This window comes from Pontibacter pamirensis, from assembly GCF_010015475.1.
Classification (GTDB): domain Bacteria; phylum Bacteroidota; class Bacteroidia; order Cytophagales; family Hymenobacteraceae; genus Pontibacter; species Pontibacter pamirensis.
In genome coordinates this window covers 42067-57330 of the sequence record NZ_SSNI01000030.1, presented here as the reverse complement: position 1 = coordinate 57330, position 15264 = coordinate 42067, and the positions used below count along the sequence as shown (strand labels likewise).

14 protein-coding genes and 1 pseudogene are annotated in these 15264 nt (G+C 45.9%); 5 read left to right on the top strand and 10 right to left on the bottom strand.

Going from position 1 to position 15264, the window contains the following annotated elements; translation table 11 throughout:
- The first annotated feature begins 156 nt into the window (after nt 1-156).
- Both E1919_RS19990 and E1919_RS19985 read left to right on the top strand, forming a co-directional pair.
- A complete protein-coding gene (locus E1919_RS19990; protein ID WP_162055194.1) occupies nt 157-528 on the top strand; it encodes a type II toxin-antitoxin system VapC family toxin in 372 nt (123 codons plus the stop codon).
- Nucleotides 529-623: 95 nt separating this feature from the next.
- Nucleotides 624-1250: an AbiU2 domain-containing protein gene (locus tag E1919_RS19985; RefSeq protein ID WP_162055193.1), complete on the top strand. Its 627-nt coding sequence runs from the start codon at nt 624-626 to the stop codon at nt 1248-1250.
- 351 nt (nt 1251-1601) lie between these two features.
- On the opposite strand, the gene E1919_RS19980 is transcribed toward E1919_RS19985, so the two are convergent.
- The 3 genes from E1919_RS19980 to E1919_RS19970 form a co-directional block, all read right to left on the bottom strand.
- Entirely contained in the window at nt 1602-3359 is a 1758-nt protein-coding gene (locus E1919_RS19980) for a M14 family zinc carboxypeptidase (RefSeq protein ID WP_162055192.1), read from the bottom strand.
- 146 nt (nt 3360-3505) lie between these two features.
- Nucleotides 3506-3961 (bottom strand): DoxX family protein, encoded by a 456-nt coding sequence (locus E1919_RS19975; protein WP_162055191.1) that lies wholly within the window; start codon nt 3959-3961, stop codon nt 3506-3508.
- Nucleotides 3962-4001: 40 nt separating this feature from the next.
- A complete protein-coding gene (locus E1919_RS19970) occupies nt 4002-4637 on the bottom strand; it encodes a mechanosensitive ion channel protein MscS (protein WP_237144683.1) in 636 nt (211 codons plus the stop codon).
- A 115-nt stretch (nt 4638-4752) separates the two neighbouring features.
- On the opposite strand from E1919_RS19970, the gene surE reads away from it, so the two are divergent.
- The gene (gene surE, locus E1919_RS19965) at nt 4753-5529 is read left to right on the top strand and encodes a 5'/3'-nucleotidase SurE (RefSeq protein ID WP_162055190.1); all 777 of its coding nucleotides are present in this window, start codon (nt 4753-4755) and stop codon (nt 5527-5529) included.
- A gap of 155 nt (nt 5530-5684) precedes the next feature.
- Here the strand turns inward: surE and E1919_RS19960 are convergent, their stop codons facing one another.
- The 7 genes and pseudogenes from E1919_RS19960 to E1919_RS19935 all read right to left on the bottom strand — a co-directional run bounded on the left by E1919_RS19960 (nt 5685) and on the right by E1919_RS19935 (nt 10241).
- Nucleotides 5685-6947, bottom strand: coding sequence for a TonB family protein (locus E1919_RS19960; protein ID WP_162055189.1), 1263 nt, complete (start codon nt 6945-6947; stop codon nt 5685-5687).
- A gap of 292 nt (nt 6948-7239) precedes the next feature.
- Nucleotides 7240-7704, bottom strand: a complete 465-nt coding sequence (locus E1919_RS19955) for an energy transducer TonB (protein ID WP_162055188.1) — start codon at nt 7702-7704, stop codon at nt 7240-7242.
- A gap of 98 nt (nt 7705-7802) precedes the next feature.
- Nucleotides 7803-8282, bottom strand: a complete 480-nt coding sequence (locus tag E1919_RS19950; RefSeq protein ID WP_162055187.1) for an energy transducer TonB — start codon at nt 8280-8282, stop codon at nt 7803-7805.
- Between the two features lie 116 nt (nt 8283-8398).
- Nucleotides 8399-8644: an energy transducer TonB gene (locus E1919_RS27940; protein ID WP_262888741.1), complete on the bottom strand. Its 246-nt coding sequence runs from the start codon at nt 8642-8644 to the stop codon at nt 8399-8401.
- Nucleotides 8645-9085: 441 nt separating this feature from the next.
- A pseudogene (locus E1919_RS27935) lies at nt 9086-9358 on the bottom strand (M56 family metallopeptidase); the annotation flags it as partial.
- A gap of 15 nt (nt 9359-9373) precedes the next feature.
- Nucleotides 9374-9859, bottom strand: coding sequence for a hypothetical protein (locus tag E1919_RS19940; RefSeq protein WP_162055185.1), 486 nt, complete (start codon nt 9857-9859; stop codon nt 9374-9376).
- Nucleotides 9843-10241, bottom strand: a complete 399-nt coding sequence (locus tag E1919_RS19935) for a BlaI/MecI/CopY family transcriptional regulator (RefSeq protein ID WP_162055184.1) — start codon at nt 10239-10241, stop codon at nt 9843-9845. The genes E1919_RS19940 and E1919_RS19935 overlap by 17 nt, the downstream gene beginning before the upstream one ends.
- 537 nt (nt 10242-10778) lie before the next feature.
- On the opposite strand from E1919_RS19935, the gene E1919_RS19930 reads away from it, so the two are divergent.
- Both E1919_RS19930 and E1919_RS19925 read left to right on the top strand, forming a co-directional pair.
- Nucleotides 10779-13730: a SusC/RagA family TonB-linked outer membrane protein gene (locus E1919_RS19930; protein ID WP_162055183.1), complete on the top strand. Its 2952-nt coding sequence runs from the start codon at nt 10779-10781 to the stop codon at nt 13728-13730.
- An 18-nt stretch (nt 13731-13748) separates the two neighbouring features.
- The gene (locus E1919_RS19925) at nt 13749-15188 is read left to right on the top strand and encodes a RagB/SusD family nutrient uptake outer membrane protein (protein WP_162055182.1); all 1440 of its coding nucleotides are present in this window, start codon (nt 13749-13751) and stop codon (nt 15186-15188) included.
- The last annotated feature ends 76 nt before the right edge of the window (nt 15189-15264 follow it).

Here is a 15264-nt window from a genome sequence, read left to right as displayed (position 1 = left end):
TTAGCATGGTAACTGTTATAAAAAAAGGTACAGACAGAATCAGCATTCAAAAAGCACTTGAAAGCATAAGTACTCGGAAGGGGATGAATGCTTTCAAATATTGTGGAAAAGTTAAGTTAGAAAAAGAGCCTCTCACGATTCAGAAGAATTTAAGAAATGAGTGGGAATAGTCTTTTTGTAGACACTAATATCTTGCTATACCTCATCTCTGGTGACGAAACAGTAGCGGAACTACTTGACGGGAAGCATATCACCATTTCATTTGTCACCGAACTAGAATTATTAGGATATAGCAACTTATCTGAAAGCGACTCAAAAATTATTCAGGAGCTTATAAGAGAAGCAACTGTAATTGACATTAATGCGGAAATAAAGCGGCTTGTAGTCTTATTAAGAAAAAACTACAAGATTAAGTTGCCAGATGCCATAGTTGTTGCTTCTGCATTATATTTGGATTTTCCTCTTGTCACTGCCGACAAACAATTGTCTCAAGTTGATGAATTGACACTGCTATTGTATAAAAAGTAATAGTCCTACGCCTAACATTGTATATATAAAACCCTTGATTCGATACGGCTTTTACATTAATAAACTGTTGGCTGTCACATTAATCATTCAAAAAGTTGAAAGCAGAACTAAAAAGCGACATATCATCAATTTGGAAGATTTTTCATTTAGCAAAGCAAAGCTATCAATACTCTTATTACCTCCATAAGCCTGATTCGGAAGAAGAGACTACAGAAATAAATAGAAACCATTTTCTAAATTTCACACGACATACTATTCTAAGGGTTTTGATAATAGAATTATGCAAACTTTATAACAAGGATAGCAACAATCAGAAATTTAGTGTTCCTAAATTGTTAAAGAAGCTAAAAAGGTACGGACATTATTCTAAGCTTAAGTTTGATCAAGCCAAATTAGTACAATGGGACTTAAAGCTTCAGTCTTACGAAAGTACCATAAATAATATAAATGTCTTAAGGGATAAGCTTTATGCGCATACAGATAGGCAAAAGCCCGATTTAGAACAATATGGTTTTGAATTTGAGGAGTTAAAAGTTCTTTTAGAATTAACTGAAGATATTATTTTTCAAATTAATTCTGATTTGTTCGACAGCCATACTGATTTTAGAACAGAGTTTGATATGTGTGAAATGGATATAGTTAAAAAGCTTGTTGAATTGAGGGAGAATGAGCTTCATAAATTTTGGAAGCAGTTTAGAAATGAAAGAAACACGAACAGCTAACAAAGAACAAAAGCATACTTGGCTACTCTTCGGGCTTCGGCTGCACAAGCACCTTAGGCAAAATAGTTTCGTTATTCCAACTCTGTGCTATTCCCCCGAATAAATTCACACCATGTATTTAACTATAACACAGCAGACTAATCTAAGTGGTACTACACGGCACCGTGACATCAACAAAGATAGGATTCCTGCCCCACCAGCCTCTCAGACAAAATGAAATCGATTTTTCCCTGAATCAATGAGTAGTACAATAGCACTTTCTTATTGATTGGCAATAAGTGATTATAATTTCAGAAGTGACACAACAGCTATAACATGAAAAACCACCTCATCGGTGGCTTTTCATGTTATTTACAAGGGTAGTTTCACATCCTGCATCAGTCTCCCAACTGGGTACATATTGTGCGTGTACTCGTAGTGCGGGGTGTTGCGGTACACAAAGTCTAACTGGGCCCGGGCGCTTTTTGCGAAGTCCGGGTCCTGCTTCTTTCGTTCTTCGAGGCGCTGGCGTAAGGCGGGGTCTTTCTGAAGGTACTCCGCCGCTAAGTCCTCAAATACATAAGACGAGAAATACTCTTTCTGCATCAGAATAGAGTCGAAAAAATTCCAGTTAAAGTAGGAGTCTACGGCCTGCGGCTCCAGCACTTCTACTACAAAGCGGTTAGCCGGCTGGTTCAGGTACACCACGTAATCGCCCTTAAAGAACTGGCGCGGTATATTTCTCTTCTCCACCTGTACATCAGAGTGTAAATAATGTCCTTCGTAAGGGCGCTGACCTGTTTTATAATCTGTGATGTAGTAGGTTTCGAGGGTGAGGGTGGTGTCTTTTTTCAGTTGCTGCAGCTGTACTTTGTCTACTTTCAGTCGCTCAATTACCTCGCCCCAGGCCTGCGGAATGATGTATGCGACCGGTTTTTCTACCGTTACAGTCGGCACAAACTCGTCGTAGTAGTTAATCATTTTGTTGTACGGTGCCTTGCGGTCGTAGTACAGGCGGTCGATGCCGCTTACTTCGCTTGGCTTATATTTAGCTTCATAGCCCAGGAAAGGAATCTGGCTTATCTTGGTGGTGTCCAGTTTCCAGTCCAGCGGGAATTTTTGTTGCTGCAGCGTTTCCTGTTTTGCTTGGGCTCGCAATGCTCCAATCTCTTTCGCATCGCGGTGCACCGTCTCAATCATGTTTTCCATCAGCTTGTAAGTAGCTTTCACGCGCTGGTCGAATGGCTTCAGCATGTGCGTTTCGGGTACAAAGCCAATGGTGTTGTAGAGGGCAGTATACCCGGTGGCGTAGCGCGGAGATTCCATAAAGCCAATGATGCCTTCATCGGGTGTGTCACCGGCGTGATTCATGTAGGGCACCATCGGGAACTTGTCCTGCTTCATACCTGCATACAGTGTGGGCACCATTTTGCCGGAGAGGTACTTTGCCAGCGTCGGGTGCAGTTTGTTGTGCTGCGTGGCAATGAGCGTCATCACGTGCTGGTAGTCAGCACCGTTAGAAGTGTGGTTGTCCATGAATACATCCGGGTCCCATTCCCTAAAAATCTCATGGAAGGTTTTGGCATTGTCGGAGTCCGTTTTAATAAAGTCGCGGTTCAGGTCCAGGTTGCGGGCATTGCCCCGGAAACCGTAGCTCTTCGGCCCGTTCTGGTTGGTGCGGGTGTGGCTGTTGCGATTCAGCGCGCCGCCGATGTTGTACACGGGTATGATGGCCAGCACCACATTGTCGAGTTGCCTGCGCAGCTTTTTGTCCTGCAGGTAATCGCGGACCAGCAGCATGGTCGCATCAATGCCTTCCGGTTCTCCCGGGTGAATGCCGTTCTGGATGAGCAGGATGCGTTTGTTCTTCTGGTGTATAGAAGCCGGGTCGAAGTCTTTGTCAGTAGAAACCACCACCAGGTGCAGCGGGCGACCTGCGTCCGTTGTACCATACGGTATCATTTTTACTTCATCGTAAGCGGCATCCAGTTTCTGATACCAGTTGATGGCTTCCTCATAGGTGGCGGTTTGGTTTCCGTTGCCCTGCTCGTACGGTGTTTTCAGGTCAGGTTTATTTTGGCCGGGATCTCCGGTAGATAGCAAGGCAGCCAAAAGTAAAGTAGTTAGCATGTTGTCAGGTTAGCGTAGGATGTATGAGTAGGTAAAATTAGGCATTTTTGAGGGGAAATGTGTTGTGCCATGCTATAGTAATGGAGCCCAACAAAAAAGCCTCAGCTTAAGGCTAAGGCTTCAGAAGTATCTCTTGAATCGCAGGCTTACACCACAATTCTGCTAAACCGGCTTCGGTATTTATCTGTGGGGAAGAACTTGTTATCAAGGCTGTATTTGCCGGGGCCGATAAAGAACAGCGAAAAGAACAGAATAGCCGCTTCCAGTGCGTGAGAATACCCACCAAAGCCGTCGCCAGCAGCTACGTGGCGCGCGGTGGCAATGATCATCGTAAACAATAACAGGAGACAGGTAATGCGCCAGAACAGGCCCAGTATCAGCAGTAAACCTCCCACAACCTCAGCGAAACCTGCCATAAAGCCCCAGAATGCCGGGGCAAAAGTAATGCCGACGAATTCCATGTTTTGCCCGATGGCTGCCCAACGCTCAGGACCGCCAGCAAGTTTAGGCCAGCCGTGCAAAATAAACATCGTGCCGATGCCAATGCGCAGCAGCAGCAAACCAAAGTCTTTATACCGGAAGTCGGAGCGTAGAAGTAACATAAATACAATAATACATATTACTACTTAGTATAGCAACATACTAATATAATATGATGCGTTTTACTAAGGTGTTGGCAGGAATATTTCCTGGGTTATACCTGCCTCGGTCTTGTGCATCCTGCGGCAGCTGGGTGTCGTCGAGCACAAAGCTCATTCCTGCCGCCTCCGACACAGCAACAAAATTGCCTTCTGCCAGTGCCACTGTTCCGATAGGGTAGGCCTCTTTCACCTCGCCATACTTAGAGCCGACTCCAAGCCCTTTTGGTGTTTTGAAATCAGTACTGAGGACGCTGATGCGCCACACGCGGCAGCCTGCTTCACATTGCTGTTCAACTAACAACCCCTTGTCCTGGCCCTGGGGAGTGAGCACATAGGCTGTACTCTGCTGCCCCTCCAGCATCAGCATAGTGTCTTTAACGGCAAAGCCCATGGGTACATTATTCCGCACTTCCTCAATCGGCATACCAATGGCAACATCGCCTGCCTTGCCTTTTTCCATCACGAAACTGGCTGGATCCGGAACCTGCGCGGGCGCTGTTGTGCTGCCGGTTGGGTTCAGGTTTTCTTCCTGTTGCAAGGTTTCGGTTTGTGTTTCTTCGTCGTTTTCCTGCTGCGAAAGGCAGGCGGCCATCCCTGCTCCCAGCAGGATGGCGTATAGCATATTTCTTATCATCATATAGCGCTTGTGTCTTTTCTTTATTATTTAAACCTTGTAGCGCAGCAGGAGGTTATAGTATATTAGCACTAAAATCGAATTCTTTAATATTATCATACATTAATTAAATAATAGAATGGCAAAACCACTGATATTGGTCTCAAACGACGACGGCATTACCGCACCGGGCATACGTACACTGGTAAAAGTTGCCATGAAGATAGGCGATGTGGTGGTTGTAGCACCAGATAGTCCGCAGTCGGGTATGGGACATGCCATCACCATCGGCAATACGCTTCGCCTGGATAGGTCCATTGCTTTCGAGGACCTGGATGTGGAAGCCTACGAGTGCTCCGGCACCCCGGCAGATTGCGTGAAACTGGCGAAGCACCATGTTGTAAAAGATAGGAAAGTTGACCTGGTGGTGAGCGGCATCAACCATGGTTCCAACTCCAGCATCAGCGTGCTATACTCCGGCACGATGTCGGCAGCGATAGAAGCGGCGATAGAGGGAATGCCGTCTATCGGTTTCTCGCTTTGTGATTATGGGCACGAGGCAGATTTTTCTCATACCGAAGAGTTTGTGGAGAAGATTATCCGTCAGGCGCTGGAGCATAAGATTCCGGACAACACTGCCCTGAACGTAAACCTGCCCAAGAAGAGTGAGGAGAAGATCAAGGGCATCAAAATCTGCCGCCAGGCGCATGCCAAGTGGCAGGAGGAGTTTGACGAGCGCCTGGACCCGCGCAACCGCAAATACTACTGGATGACGGGCAGCTTCGTGAATTTCGACAAAGGCGAGGATACCGACGAGTGGGCGCTGGTGAACAACTATATCTCTATTGTGCCTTGCCAGTTCGACATGACAGCCTATCACGCCATTGGCATGCTGAACGAAGGGTGGGAGTTTTAAGTAACATTATCTTTTGAGTATGCTCAAGTTGGTATAAAACAGAAACAGCCCCGGCTATACTTTAGCCGGGGCTGTTTTGCTATGATGAGCTTTGAGCCTTTATACAGTAGACCTGATTTAAAAGAGCCAGCGGAGCGGTGAGTAGTTTGAAACAACTACTTGTTCCTGGTCACTACTACGTTTGCAGGTATAGCCGCACTAGCAGATGATTTCTTTTTGCTGTCCTTTGTCACGAACGCAACCGTAATCTCCTGTATCGCTGTTATTGGCTGAGAATTCTTTTTGGCAGGTATCCAGTTCCCTTCAGTGAGTTCAAATACTCTTGCAATTTCGTCAGCAATAGCTACTTCTTCTGATACATTTGTCTTTGGGCCTATTAGTCTGCCATCCTGCGTTACGAAGAACGCTACTTTGATGGTGCCTTCGAAAGAGGTATCGGGGTAGCGAAGATGCTTTGCCAGGAACTTGTCTACAGCTCCATCTTGTAGTGCCGGCCTCACATCTACTTCATCTGCTTTATAAGAGAATTTGCTATCGTAAGCATCTGATTGGTAGGTGAGGAGCATGGTCTCTAAATTTTGCTCTGTGTCGGTCTCGCCGGCGCCTGAGAACAGCACAGGAAGGGTTACCTCTGCCACTATTGGTTTCCCGTGCCTGGTCCCAGCCTCCCACATGCCACTGGTAGCCTGTATGGCTTCGGCTGCTGCTTTGCTGAATTCGGCAAGCACCGTTTTGTTCTGAAGCTTAAAAGTAGAAGCATCCATGTAGTCCATGTCGGCACCGGCACCCACAACATGCTTCAGCTTTGTGTTGGCAATGGCGATGTTTGACACTTTACCGTCCTCCTCTATGTTGAAGTTCACCTGCATGCGGGCACTAATGTTCTCTTGTTGCGCTGCTGCAGGCATTTTCAGGTGCTGGTAGATAGTACGTACCATCGCCTCCTGGCCACCTCTGAACTGAGGCATTTTATGTAATACTGCCGGGTTGCCCTCTTTGTCCATGCTGAACCTGACCGGGAGGGTATACTTTACCCGTATAGGCTTTCCGTTTTGCCTGCCTGTCGTCCATTTGCCAGCTGTTAAACCTGCCAAGCGTTTTGCCTCGGCATCTGTGCTCGCTGACAGGCCTTTAACGGTATCAATGTGAGTGACAGAACCATTTGTCTCTACTACAAAAGATACTATAACAAAGCCTTCTACACCTGCTTCACGGGCGTCCTGTGGATACCGGATATTGCTGGTGATAAAGTTCATCATTTCTGTGTCGCCACCAGCAAATGTTGGCATCTGCTCTACATAAGAATACACTTTTTCCTCTGAATCACCGGCTTGGGCCAGTGCTTCCGGTGTTATGATCGTAGTGGAACCCAGCAGTACAATGCCTGCGAGACAAGAGAAAGGTAGTATGTTTTTCATGAGCTGATGGTGCGTATAGAGTGAATATGAATTATACTGAATTTAATAAAAATTTGTTAAATTATCATAACAGTTCATTTCCTACACGTTTTCAGCGGCCCTCATTTATTGAAGGAGCAGTGGTAGAGGTTTTTGATTAAAGAGCCAAAATATTATGCTCTTTACTTTCAAGGTTTAGCAGATGTTGGCGAATAAAAGCTACATTGCTTTTATTCGCCAACATTAAAACACTAATACATCAGCTCCGTAGTCAGGAGACGCAGCCAACTGATTTTTACAAACATTCGGAGTTCTATTTCAGCGCGAAGCGGACCGGAATGGTATATTTAACGCGTACAGGTTCTCCGTCCTGTTTACCTGGGTTCCAGTTCCCGCTTGTGAGTTTGATTACCCGGGCAGCCTCCTGATCAATTTCAGGACTAAGGCTTTTTACCGTTTGCACATTTGTCACAGAGCCATCTGTTTCTATAACAAACGTTAAAACAGTGAGCCCCTCTATTCCTGCTTTCTCTGCCGCTTCAGGATACCTGATGTTACTTCCCAGGAAGGACAGCAGTGCATTCTCGTTTCCTTTAAACTCCGGCATCTGCTCTACATAAGTGTAAGGCCTTGAGGCGTCTGTTTTCTTAAGTGAAGTTGTTTGCTGTTCCTGTACCACTGCTGTTGGGTCTTCATCAGTAGAGCAGGAGACGGTGGCAAACAGGCATGCGGAGAAGGAAGCGAGGATGGTTGTTTTCGTTAAGGTGAGCTTTTTCATTTTATTGGTTTTAAGTTTAAATTGATTTATTTAGGCAATATTTTTCCAAGAACGGCTCCAAGCCGCGCAAAAAAAGGATTAATGAAAGGTGTGGTGTTTTACTTTATTGTAAACCGCATCGGAAGGATGTATTGCACGCGTACGGGTTCTCCGTCCTGCAAGCCAGGTTTCCATTTTCTATCCGTCATTCGTGCTACTCGCAGAGCTTCCTGGTCTATCTCAGGATGAAGGTTCTTCTCCATTTCTACATCAGTAATGGAGCCGTCTCTTTCAACAATAAACTTAACGACGACTATCCCTTCTACACCTGCCTCCCGTGCTTCCTTCGGGTAGCGAACGTGCTCATGTAAAAATTCAAACATCTTCTCTTCACTCCCTTCAAAAGCGGGCATTTGATCTACAAAATTATATACCTTAGCATCTTCTACCGCAGCATCTTCCTGTTTAGGAGGCAGTGCTTCTGCTTCAGGTTGATTGATGGTAACAGGTTCTTCATCCGTAGCGCAGGCTGCAATGTTTAAGAGCAGCGCCACCAGCGGTGCTTTATAAAGTAGTTGAAATATGTTGTGCTTTCTCATAGCTTATAGGTGTTTTGTATGACAAATCATTTCAAAGAAGACAATAGGAATCCAGCGCCAGCTTTTTAGCTGGTGTTTTAGGATTTAGCAAGCATGTGTTTGGCTTTTGAGCGCTGTTATTTTATAGTGAACCTTACAGGCAAAGTATATTGAACAGGTACAGTTTTTCCATCCTGCTTACCTGGTAGCCATTTTCCGTTCATCGACTCTACGACCCGAATGATCTCTTCGTCGGTGCCCATGCCCAACCCTTTTATAATCCGGATGTCATTTAGGGAGCCATCCACTTCAACTATGAAGCTGGCCACAACTATACCTTCTACTTTCGCCTTTTGTGCTTCTTCCGGGTAGCGGACATTCATGCCCAGGTACTTCAGCATTTCTTCTTCTCCTCCTTTAAACTGGGGCATCTGCTCTGCATAAGTGTAATGTCTTTCTGTGTAGCTGTTAGGCATATCGTCGGCAGTCTCACTTTTGCGAACCGGCATGTTTGCAGTTGAATCACCCTTCATGATCGGCATTTTGCCAGTTTGTGCAGGTGCTGGAGAAGCTTTACTGACATCATCTATGGTAGGAGCCAATGCCTGTAAGGGCGAATGCTGGGATTTGTCTTCACCAGCTTGCAGGGCTTCTGAGGAAGGAGCGCCTGCCTCTGCTGGGGAGGCGAGTTGCGAAGCAATATCGGCAGCTACCTGTTGGGAGGTAAGGGAAAACAGGAGCACCACAAACAGGGGGAGCGTGAGCAGGGGTTTTAACCAGCCTGGTTGCTTGCCGTGTTGCTGCAGCATATGCAGACGTTTTAGCACCTGCGGCCGCTGAAAATGACTGCCTACGGGCAGGCCCATGTTAAAAAGCACTTCCTTCGATAAGAGCGTGCGGTATTCCTTTAGCTGGTGCTGCTCCAGCACTCGGGCATCAGCCTGGAACTCGTGCAGGTTGCGGAGCTCACTCTTCAGAAACCAGACAACCGGGTTAAACCACAATACAATAGATAGCAGCTCGTAAAACAGGATGTCATACGTATGGCCCAATTGCACGTGAGCCAGTTCATGCGCCAGCACCTGTTGCTTCTCGAGTGGGCTGAGCTGCTCCTAGCTACTCAAAAACACATAGTTCAAAAAGGCAAAAGAAGAATAGTGCTGCTCTAGCTGTATTATCTGTACAGCGTCCGGTGTCTGCGCAACTGTTACTGCTTTGGATTTCAACTTCCGGATGTGCCAGAGTTGCCTGCACAGCTTAAAGGCAAGAAACGCTGCCACCAGCAAGTATAAGCCCAGGGCTAGATTGGTTGGCGTTATAAACTGTAGCAGCGCAGCGCCCTTTTCTGGCTGCCCGTAAGCTACCACATTCACTTCAGATAACTGGATAGCCTGAAGTGTCTGTGCCACGGCAGTATCCGGAGAGAGCAGGGCAGGCCACTTAATAAGGGGTAGCGTAAGCGCCACCAGCGGAGCCAGCAGCAGGTACAGTCTGTTGAACCGGAAGTTGGTTTCGTTGCGCAGCAGTGCGTAGTAAAACAGGTACAGCGCCAGCAGCCCTATGCCGGATTTAAGTATGAAGTTAAGTAGTGCTTCCATTTTGCGGATCCTCCTTATCCGGGTCTATGTCTTCTTTTACCTGCTTTAGTAGTTCATCCAGTTCCTGCACGTTCAGGTTATTGTCTTTGGCGAAGAACGATACCAGTTTTTCAAAGGAGCCACCGAAGTAGCCGCTCATAAAGTTCTTCAGGAAGTAGCTCTTATACTTGTCCTGTGCCACCAGCGGGTAGTACTGGTGCGACTTGCCAAAGGCCTCGTGCCCGACAAACCCTTTGCTCTCCAGTATCCGCACGATAGTGGACACCGTGTTATAGGCAGGCTTTGGCTCCGGTAGTTCCTCCAGAATGTCGCGGACAAATGCTTGTTGCAACTTCCAGAGTACCTGCATAATCTCTTCTTCGGCCTTCGTCAGTTCTTTCATCTATGTGTTGTTCAGGTTCTGTAATTTGAATATATAACTAATTACTTAGTTTTAAAACTAAAAGTTTAGTTTTATTTGAGAAAAAAAGTCTGCCTGTAGAAAAATGGCACCCTTTATCTGAGCTAATCAGGATGCGCATTGCAGCGAAAAGAAACGTGCAGGCAAGAGTTTTACAATTTTCCGCCGGAAAATTCAGCTTATTCTTTATTTCCTGCATGATAACTATCTTCTGCCGGTATTAATTTTTAACAGTGAAAAGGGAGGCTGGATTGCGTTAATTACAATCAGGAGAACTTATTGTTGAAAAATTGCATCAAAAATAAACTTTTAGTTATTACCTTTGCGCCCTGATACACTTTGGTGCTATTTTCAAATAGCTTCCAGTAGTGTATCTTTCGTGTTGGAATGGGAGGGTGTCGTGCAATATCTTCATATACTAGGCATTTTTGATCAACTACGCAGCATATCAAGAGCGTACTTAACCCTTCACTTCATATTTCCGGATTATCAACTTTATTTTCTTAACTAAAACCTGACATGAGAAAAATTTTATTATTGAATTTTGCTTTCATGCTATGCCTGATACAACAGGTGATGGCACAAGGTGGAACAGTTACAGGTACGGTAACAGAGCAGGAGACAGGACAGGGTCTGCCGGGTGTTACTGTTATCGTTAAAGGTACTACCACCGGAACAAGCACTGGAGTTAACGGAGAATACTCTGTCACTATTCCAGCTAATGTGAATCCTGCGAATGCAACGCTGGTATTCAGACAGATTGGTATGACAACGCAGGAGGTTCCGGTTGAAGGAAGAGCCACTATTAATGCTAGCATGAGCCCGGATACAAGGCAATTGTCGGAAGTAGTAGTGACGGGTTATACTACGCAGACAAACCGCGAGGTGGCAGGCTCTATTTCTACCATAAAGGCAGAAGAAATCAGACAGGTGCCGCTTGCATCTTTTGACCAGGCCTTGCAAGGTAGAGCACCTGGAATTTTGGTGCAGGCCAACTCTGGCCAGCCAGGAGCGGCTGCAAACGTTGTAATTCGTGGCAGAGGCTCCATCGTGGGTAATAACGAACCACTGTACATCATGGATGGTGTTCAGATTACAGCCAATGATTTTGCTACGCTGAACCCTGCCGATTTTGAAAGCCTTACGGTTCTGAAAGATGCATCTGCCACATCCATTTATGGTTCAAGAGGTGCCAATGGTGTTGTGGTAATTACTACCAGAAGCGGTATTGCTGGCAGAACACGCATCAACTACGATGTGCAGTACGGTTTTTCAAGAGCTCCTGAAAACAGACTTGAACTGATGAACACAGAGGAGAAGCTGCAGTATGAGTTGCAAAGAGGCAACCCTTACGGATGGGATGATGACGACTTGGCAAGACTGAGACAAGTAGACACAAACTGGGAAGATGTTTTCTTCCAGAAGGGTACTACGCAGAACCACACGCTAAGCGCCTCCGGTGGTAGTGAGAAAACTACATACTACCTTTCTGGTTCTGTTTTCGACCAGACGGGTACAGTACAGAATACTGGCTTAGAGCGTTACACTGGTAGAGCAAATGTCGAATCGAACGCTGGTAATTTTAACTTCGGCTTGAATTCTACTTTTGGTTATTCTGAGTTCACCAACACCAGTGAGGCTAACTCAAGTATAGCTTCTCCTTTGAATGCGATCCGTTGGACAAACCCATATGAGACGCCTTATGACGAAGAGGGTAACTATACGCAGATGGTATCTGGCCAGCCGAATGCCTTACAGGAACTTCTGGAGAACAATAACTTAAGGCAGCAATTAAAAGCTGTAGGTAATGTGTTTGTAGGCTATAAGGCTCCTTTCCTAGAAGGCTTATCTTTCAGAACTACTTGGGGTGGTGACTTCACATCCAATGAAGAGTCCCGCTATGTTGACCCTTCTACAGTTTCCGGCCAATTCTCTACGGGTGGTTCAGGTTCCTTTGGCCGTGGTTATAACAGAAGATTCCTGTACACCGGAACAACCTCTGCCTCGTATAGCACGCAATTTGGAGGGGAGCATACGCTAACTGTGGCTTTGTATAATGAGATTGTAAAGAGAATAGGAAGAGGCTTCAACTTTACTGGGTATGGTTTAGGAGGTGCCTTCTCAAACGAAGCGGGTATCACACCTGGAAATGCTTCTAACGGATTTATTCCTGCTGTTGGCGGAGGGGGCACCGAAAATGCCTTATTATCTTATTTTACCAACATCAACTACGGCTTCCGCGACAGATACTTCATTACGCTAGGTGCCCGTCGTGACGGTTCTTCTCGTTTCGGCGCTGACAGACGTTTTGCTAACTTCGGTTCTGTAGGTCTGAGTTGGATTGTATCTGACGAACCTTTCATGCAGGGCATAACAGATGTATTCAACGACATCAAGTTTAAAGCTTCTTACGGTTCTGCTGGTAACCAGGCGCTGGATGAGGATTTTGCGCCAAGAGAATTATTTGGCAGACAAGTTTATGCTGGTGTAAGCGGTTTAGGGCAGATTCAGCTGGCTAACCCATTATTACAGTGGGAAAGAAAAACTACCTTCAACACAGGTCTTGAATTTTCTACGCTAAATGGAAGATTAGGTACTACAGTAGAATTCTATAACTCAGTTACCAGCGACCTGTTCCTGGACAGGCAACTTTCCAGAACTACTGGCTACGAAGAACTAACCTCCAACGTGGGTGAATTGCGAAACAGAGGTGTGGAACTTGCTTTGAATGGTGATATCGTAGCAACTCCGGATTTTACCTGGAGCGCCAATGTAAGCCTGACTTACAATAAAAACGAGGTGACGCAATTAGTAGGAGACCAGGAAGAAATTGTCAATGGTATTTTCATCAATCGTGTGGGTGAGCCAATCAACTCGCTTTATGTAGTGCGTTATGCTGGCGTAAACCCCGACAACGGTAACCCACAGTACTACACAGCGGATGGCACTATCACGGAGACTTATGACCCAAGCGACCGTGTTCTAGTGGGTACAACAGAGGCACCATTCTTTGGTGGTTTTGGAACTGCCCTAAATTTCAAAGGTTTTGAAGTAAGCTCTTTCTTCAGCTTTGTGAGAGGCAACCAAATATTTAACAATGACCGAGCAAACGTAGAGAACCCTCAGTACCTGTGGGATAACCTGGCACTTTCTATGTTGGATGAGTGGCAGGAGCCTGGTGATATCACCAATATCCCTCGTCCGGGAGCTCCATTCAGAAGCGGAACAACACGTTTTGTAGAGGAGGGGGACTTCCTGAGACTTCGAAACATCAATGTATCTTATTCTCTGCCAAGTTCAGTAGTAAACTCTATTGGATTAAACAGCATTAGAGTATTTGCTCAAGGCCAAAACTTAGTAACATGGACTGACTTCCAGGGATTTGACCCTGAAGTAACCGGCGGATCACTGACAGGTGCACAATACCCAGCCCTGCGTACCGTTACTTTTGGCTTAAATGTTGGTTTCTAATTAATAAAAATTTAAAAAATGAAGATTCAACGAATATTTTTAGGTATAGGACTATGCTGTGCTTTGGGGCTATCTGCCTGTGAAGATATAATTGAGGTGGAGCCGGAATTTTCAAGAGAGCCTGGTCAGGTTTTCACCGATTTGGATGGTTATGAGTTTGCCTTAACCGGAGCTTATGCCGCATTCCGCCAGGTAGGCTATTTTGCAAGCGGTGGACAAACCACCGGCACATGGTCAACTTTGCCGGACATGATGTCTGATAACCTGGTGCAGACAAATGAGGACCTCGGAAACTGGGCTAACCAGTCAAACTGGGTATATACAGCCGATGAGTCTGATATTGCGATTGCCTGGCTTGCTGCTTATTCTGTAATCAACAATGCCAACCTGGTGCTAAATAATATTGAGCAGTTTTCTGATGAAGATGCTGAAAGAGTGAACAGACTTAAAGGGCAGGCGCTGGCAATCCGGGGCATGGTACACTTTGACCTGCTGCGCTACTGGGGCGAAAGCTTCGACAGAAACTCAACTGCCTTGGGGGTGCCTTATAAGACAACGGTGGATCCGGAGGAAATGCCAAGCCGTTTAACTGTAAGTGAGACATATGATAATATCTTAAGAGACCTTCAGGAAGCAGAAACGCTTTTGGAAAATGTTGACAGAGATATCAATGCTTCTAACAGAGCTTATATTGACCAGACAGTAACAAGAGCCATTTTGGCCCGGGTAAACCTGTATGCAGAACAGTATGCGGCTGCTGAGGAATATGCTACATTGGTGATTGAGGAAATACCTTTAGCTAGCAGAGGCGAGTTTGCGGATATCTGGATGGATGCAACGGATGATGAAGTAATCTGGGCTATTTCCTTTAATGCAGGTGAAGGTACTCCTTCAGGTGGTGTGTTTAATGCCCCTTCTAACCGTAACCGCTTCAGACCTTCTGAAGAGTTAGTGGAGGAGTATGATATGGAAGATGACATCAGATTCCCATCATATTTCAGCACAAGAACCCGTGGAGAAAATGAAAGAGTGATTGTGAATAAGTTTGTGACCCGTGGTACAGCCCAGGACAACTTAGTAAACTGGAAAGTGTTTAGAACCGGCGAAATGTACCTGATCCGAGCGGAGGCGAGAGCGATGCAGGATGATATGGCAGGTGCCCTAGAAGATCTGAATACACTTCGGGACGCTAGAATTGAGGGTTACGTTCCTGTTGTATTGCTAGGTGAGGATTTGCTGAATGCGATTGCACTCGAAAGACGTAAAGAGCTATTTGTAGAAGGCCACAGATGGTTTGATATAAAGAGAACCACCCGTAACCTGGTGCGCGAGGATTGCCCTTCTCCTGTTACGAACTGTACGTTAGCGCCAGATGCACGCGAGTGGGCATGGCCTATTCCGCAGGCTGAGATTGATGCAAATGAGAATCTTAGCGGCCAGCAAACAAGCGGTTACTAATCATACCCGCTTAGCCTAAATCTGGCAGTGCCAGAACAGCAAAAGCAAAATTTAAAGCGCCTTTACTGCCATAGCA

What these genes read in the sequence shown, in the direction of transcription:
- E1919_RS19960 (WP_162055189.1), bottom strand. Translation starts at nt 6,947, where the DNA reads ATGAAAAACATACTACCTTTCTCTTGTCTCGCAGGCATTGTACTGCTG.
- E1919_RS19980 (WP_162055192.1), bottom strand. Translation starts at nt 3,359, where the DNA reads ATGCTAACTACTTTACTTTTGGCTGCCTTGCTATCTACCGGAGATCCC.
- E1919_RS27940 (WP_262888741.1), bottom strand. Translation starts at nt 8,644, where the DNA reads ATGAATGTCCGCTACCCGGAAGAAGCACAAAAGGCGAAAGTAGAAGGT.
- E1919_RS19940 (WP_162055185.1), bottom strand. Translation starts at nt 9,859, where the DNA reads ATGGAAGCACTACTTAACTTCATACTTAAATCCGGCATAGGGCTGCTG.
- E1919_RS19955 (WP_162055188.1), bottom strand. Translation starts at nt 7,704, where the DNA reads ATGAAAAAGCTCACCTTAACGAAAACAACCATCCTCGCTTCCTTCTCC.
- E1919_RS19935 (WP_162055184.1), bottom strand. Translation starts at nt 10,241, where the DNA reads ATGAAAGAACTGACGAAGGCCGAAGAAGAGATTATGCAGGTACTCTGG.
- E1919_RS19990 (WP_162055194.1), top strand. Translation starts at nt 157, where the DNA reads ATGAGTGGGAATAGTCTTTTTGTAGACACTAATATCTTGCTATACCTC.
- E1919_RS19970 (WP_237144683.1), bottom strand. Translation starts at nt 4,637, where the DNA reads ATGATGATAAGAAATATGCTATACGCCATCCTGCTGGGAGCAGGGATG.
- surE (WP_162055190.1), top strand. Translation starts at nt 4,753, where the DNA reads ATGGCAAAACCACTGATATTGGTCTCAAACGACGACGGCATTACCGCA.
- E1919_RS19925 (WP_162055182.1), top strand. Translation starts at nt 13,749, where the DNA reads ATGAAGATTCAACGAATATTTTTAGGTATAGGACTATGCTGTGCTTTG.
- E1919_RS19950 (WP_162055187.1), bottom strand. Translation starts at nt 8,282, where the DNA reads ATGAGAAAGCACAACATATTTCAACTACTTTATAAAGCACCGCTGGTG.
- E1919_RS19975 (WP_162055191.1), bottom strand. Translation starts at nt 3,961, where the DNA reads ATGTTACTTCTACGCTCCGACTTCCGGTATAAAGACTTTGGTTTGCTG.
- E1919_RS19930 (WP_162055183.1), top strand. Translation starts at nt 10,779, where the DNA reads ATGAGAAAAATTTTATTATTGAATTTTGCTTTCATGCTATGCCTGATA.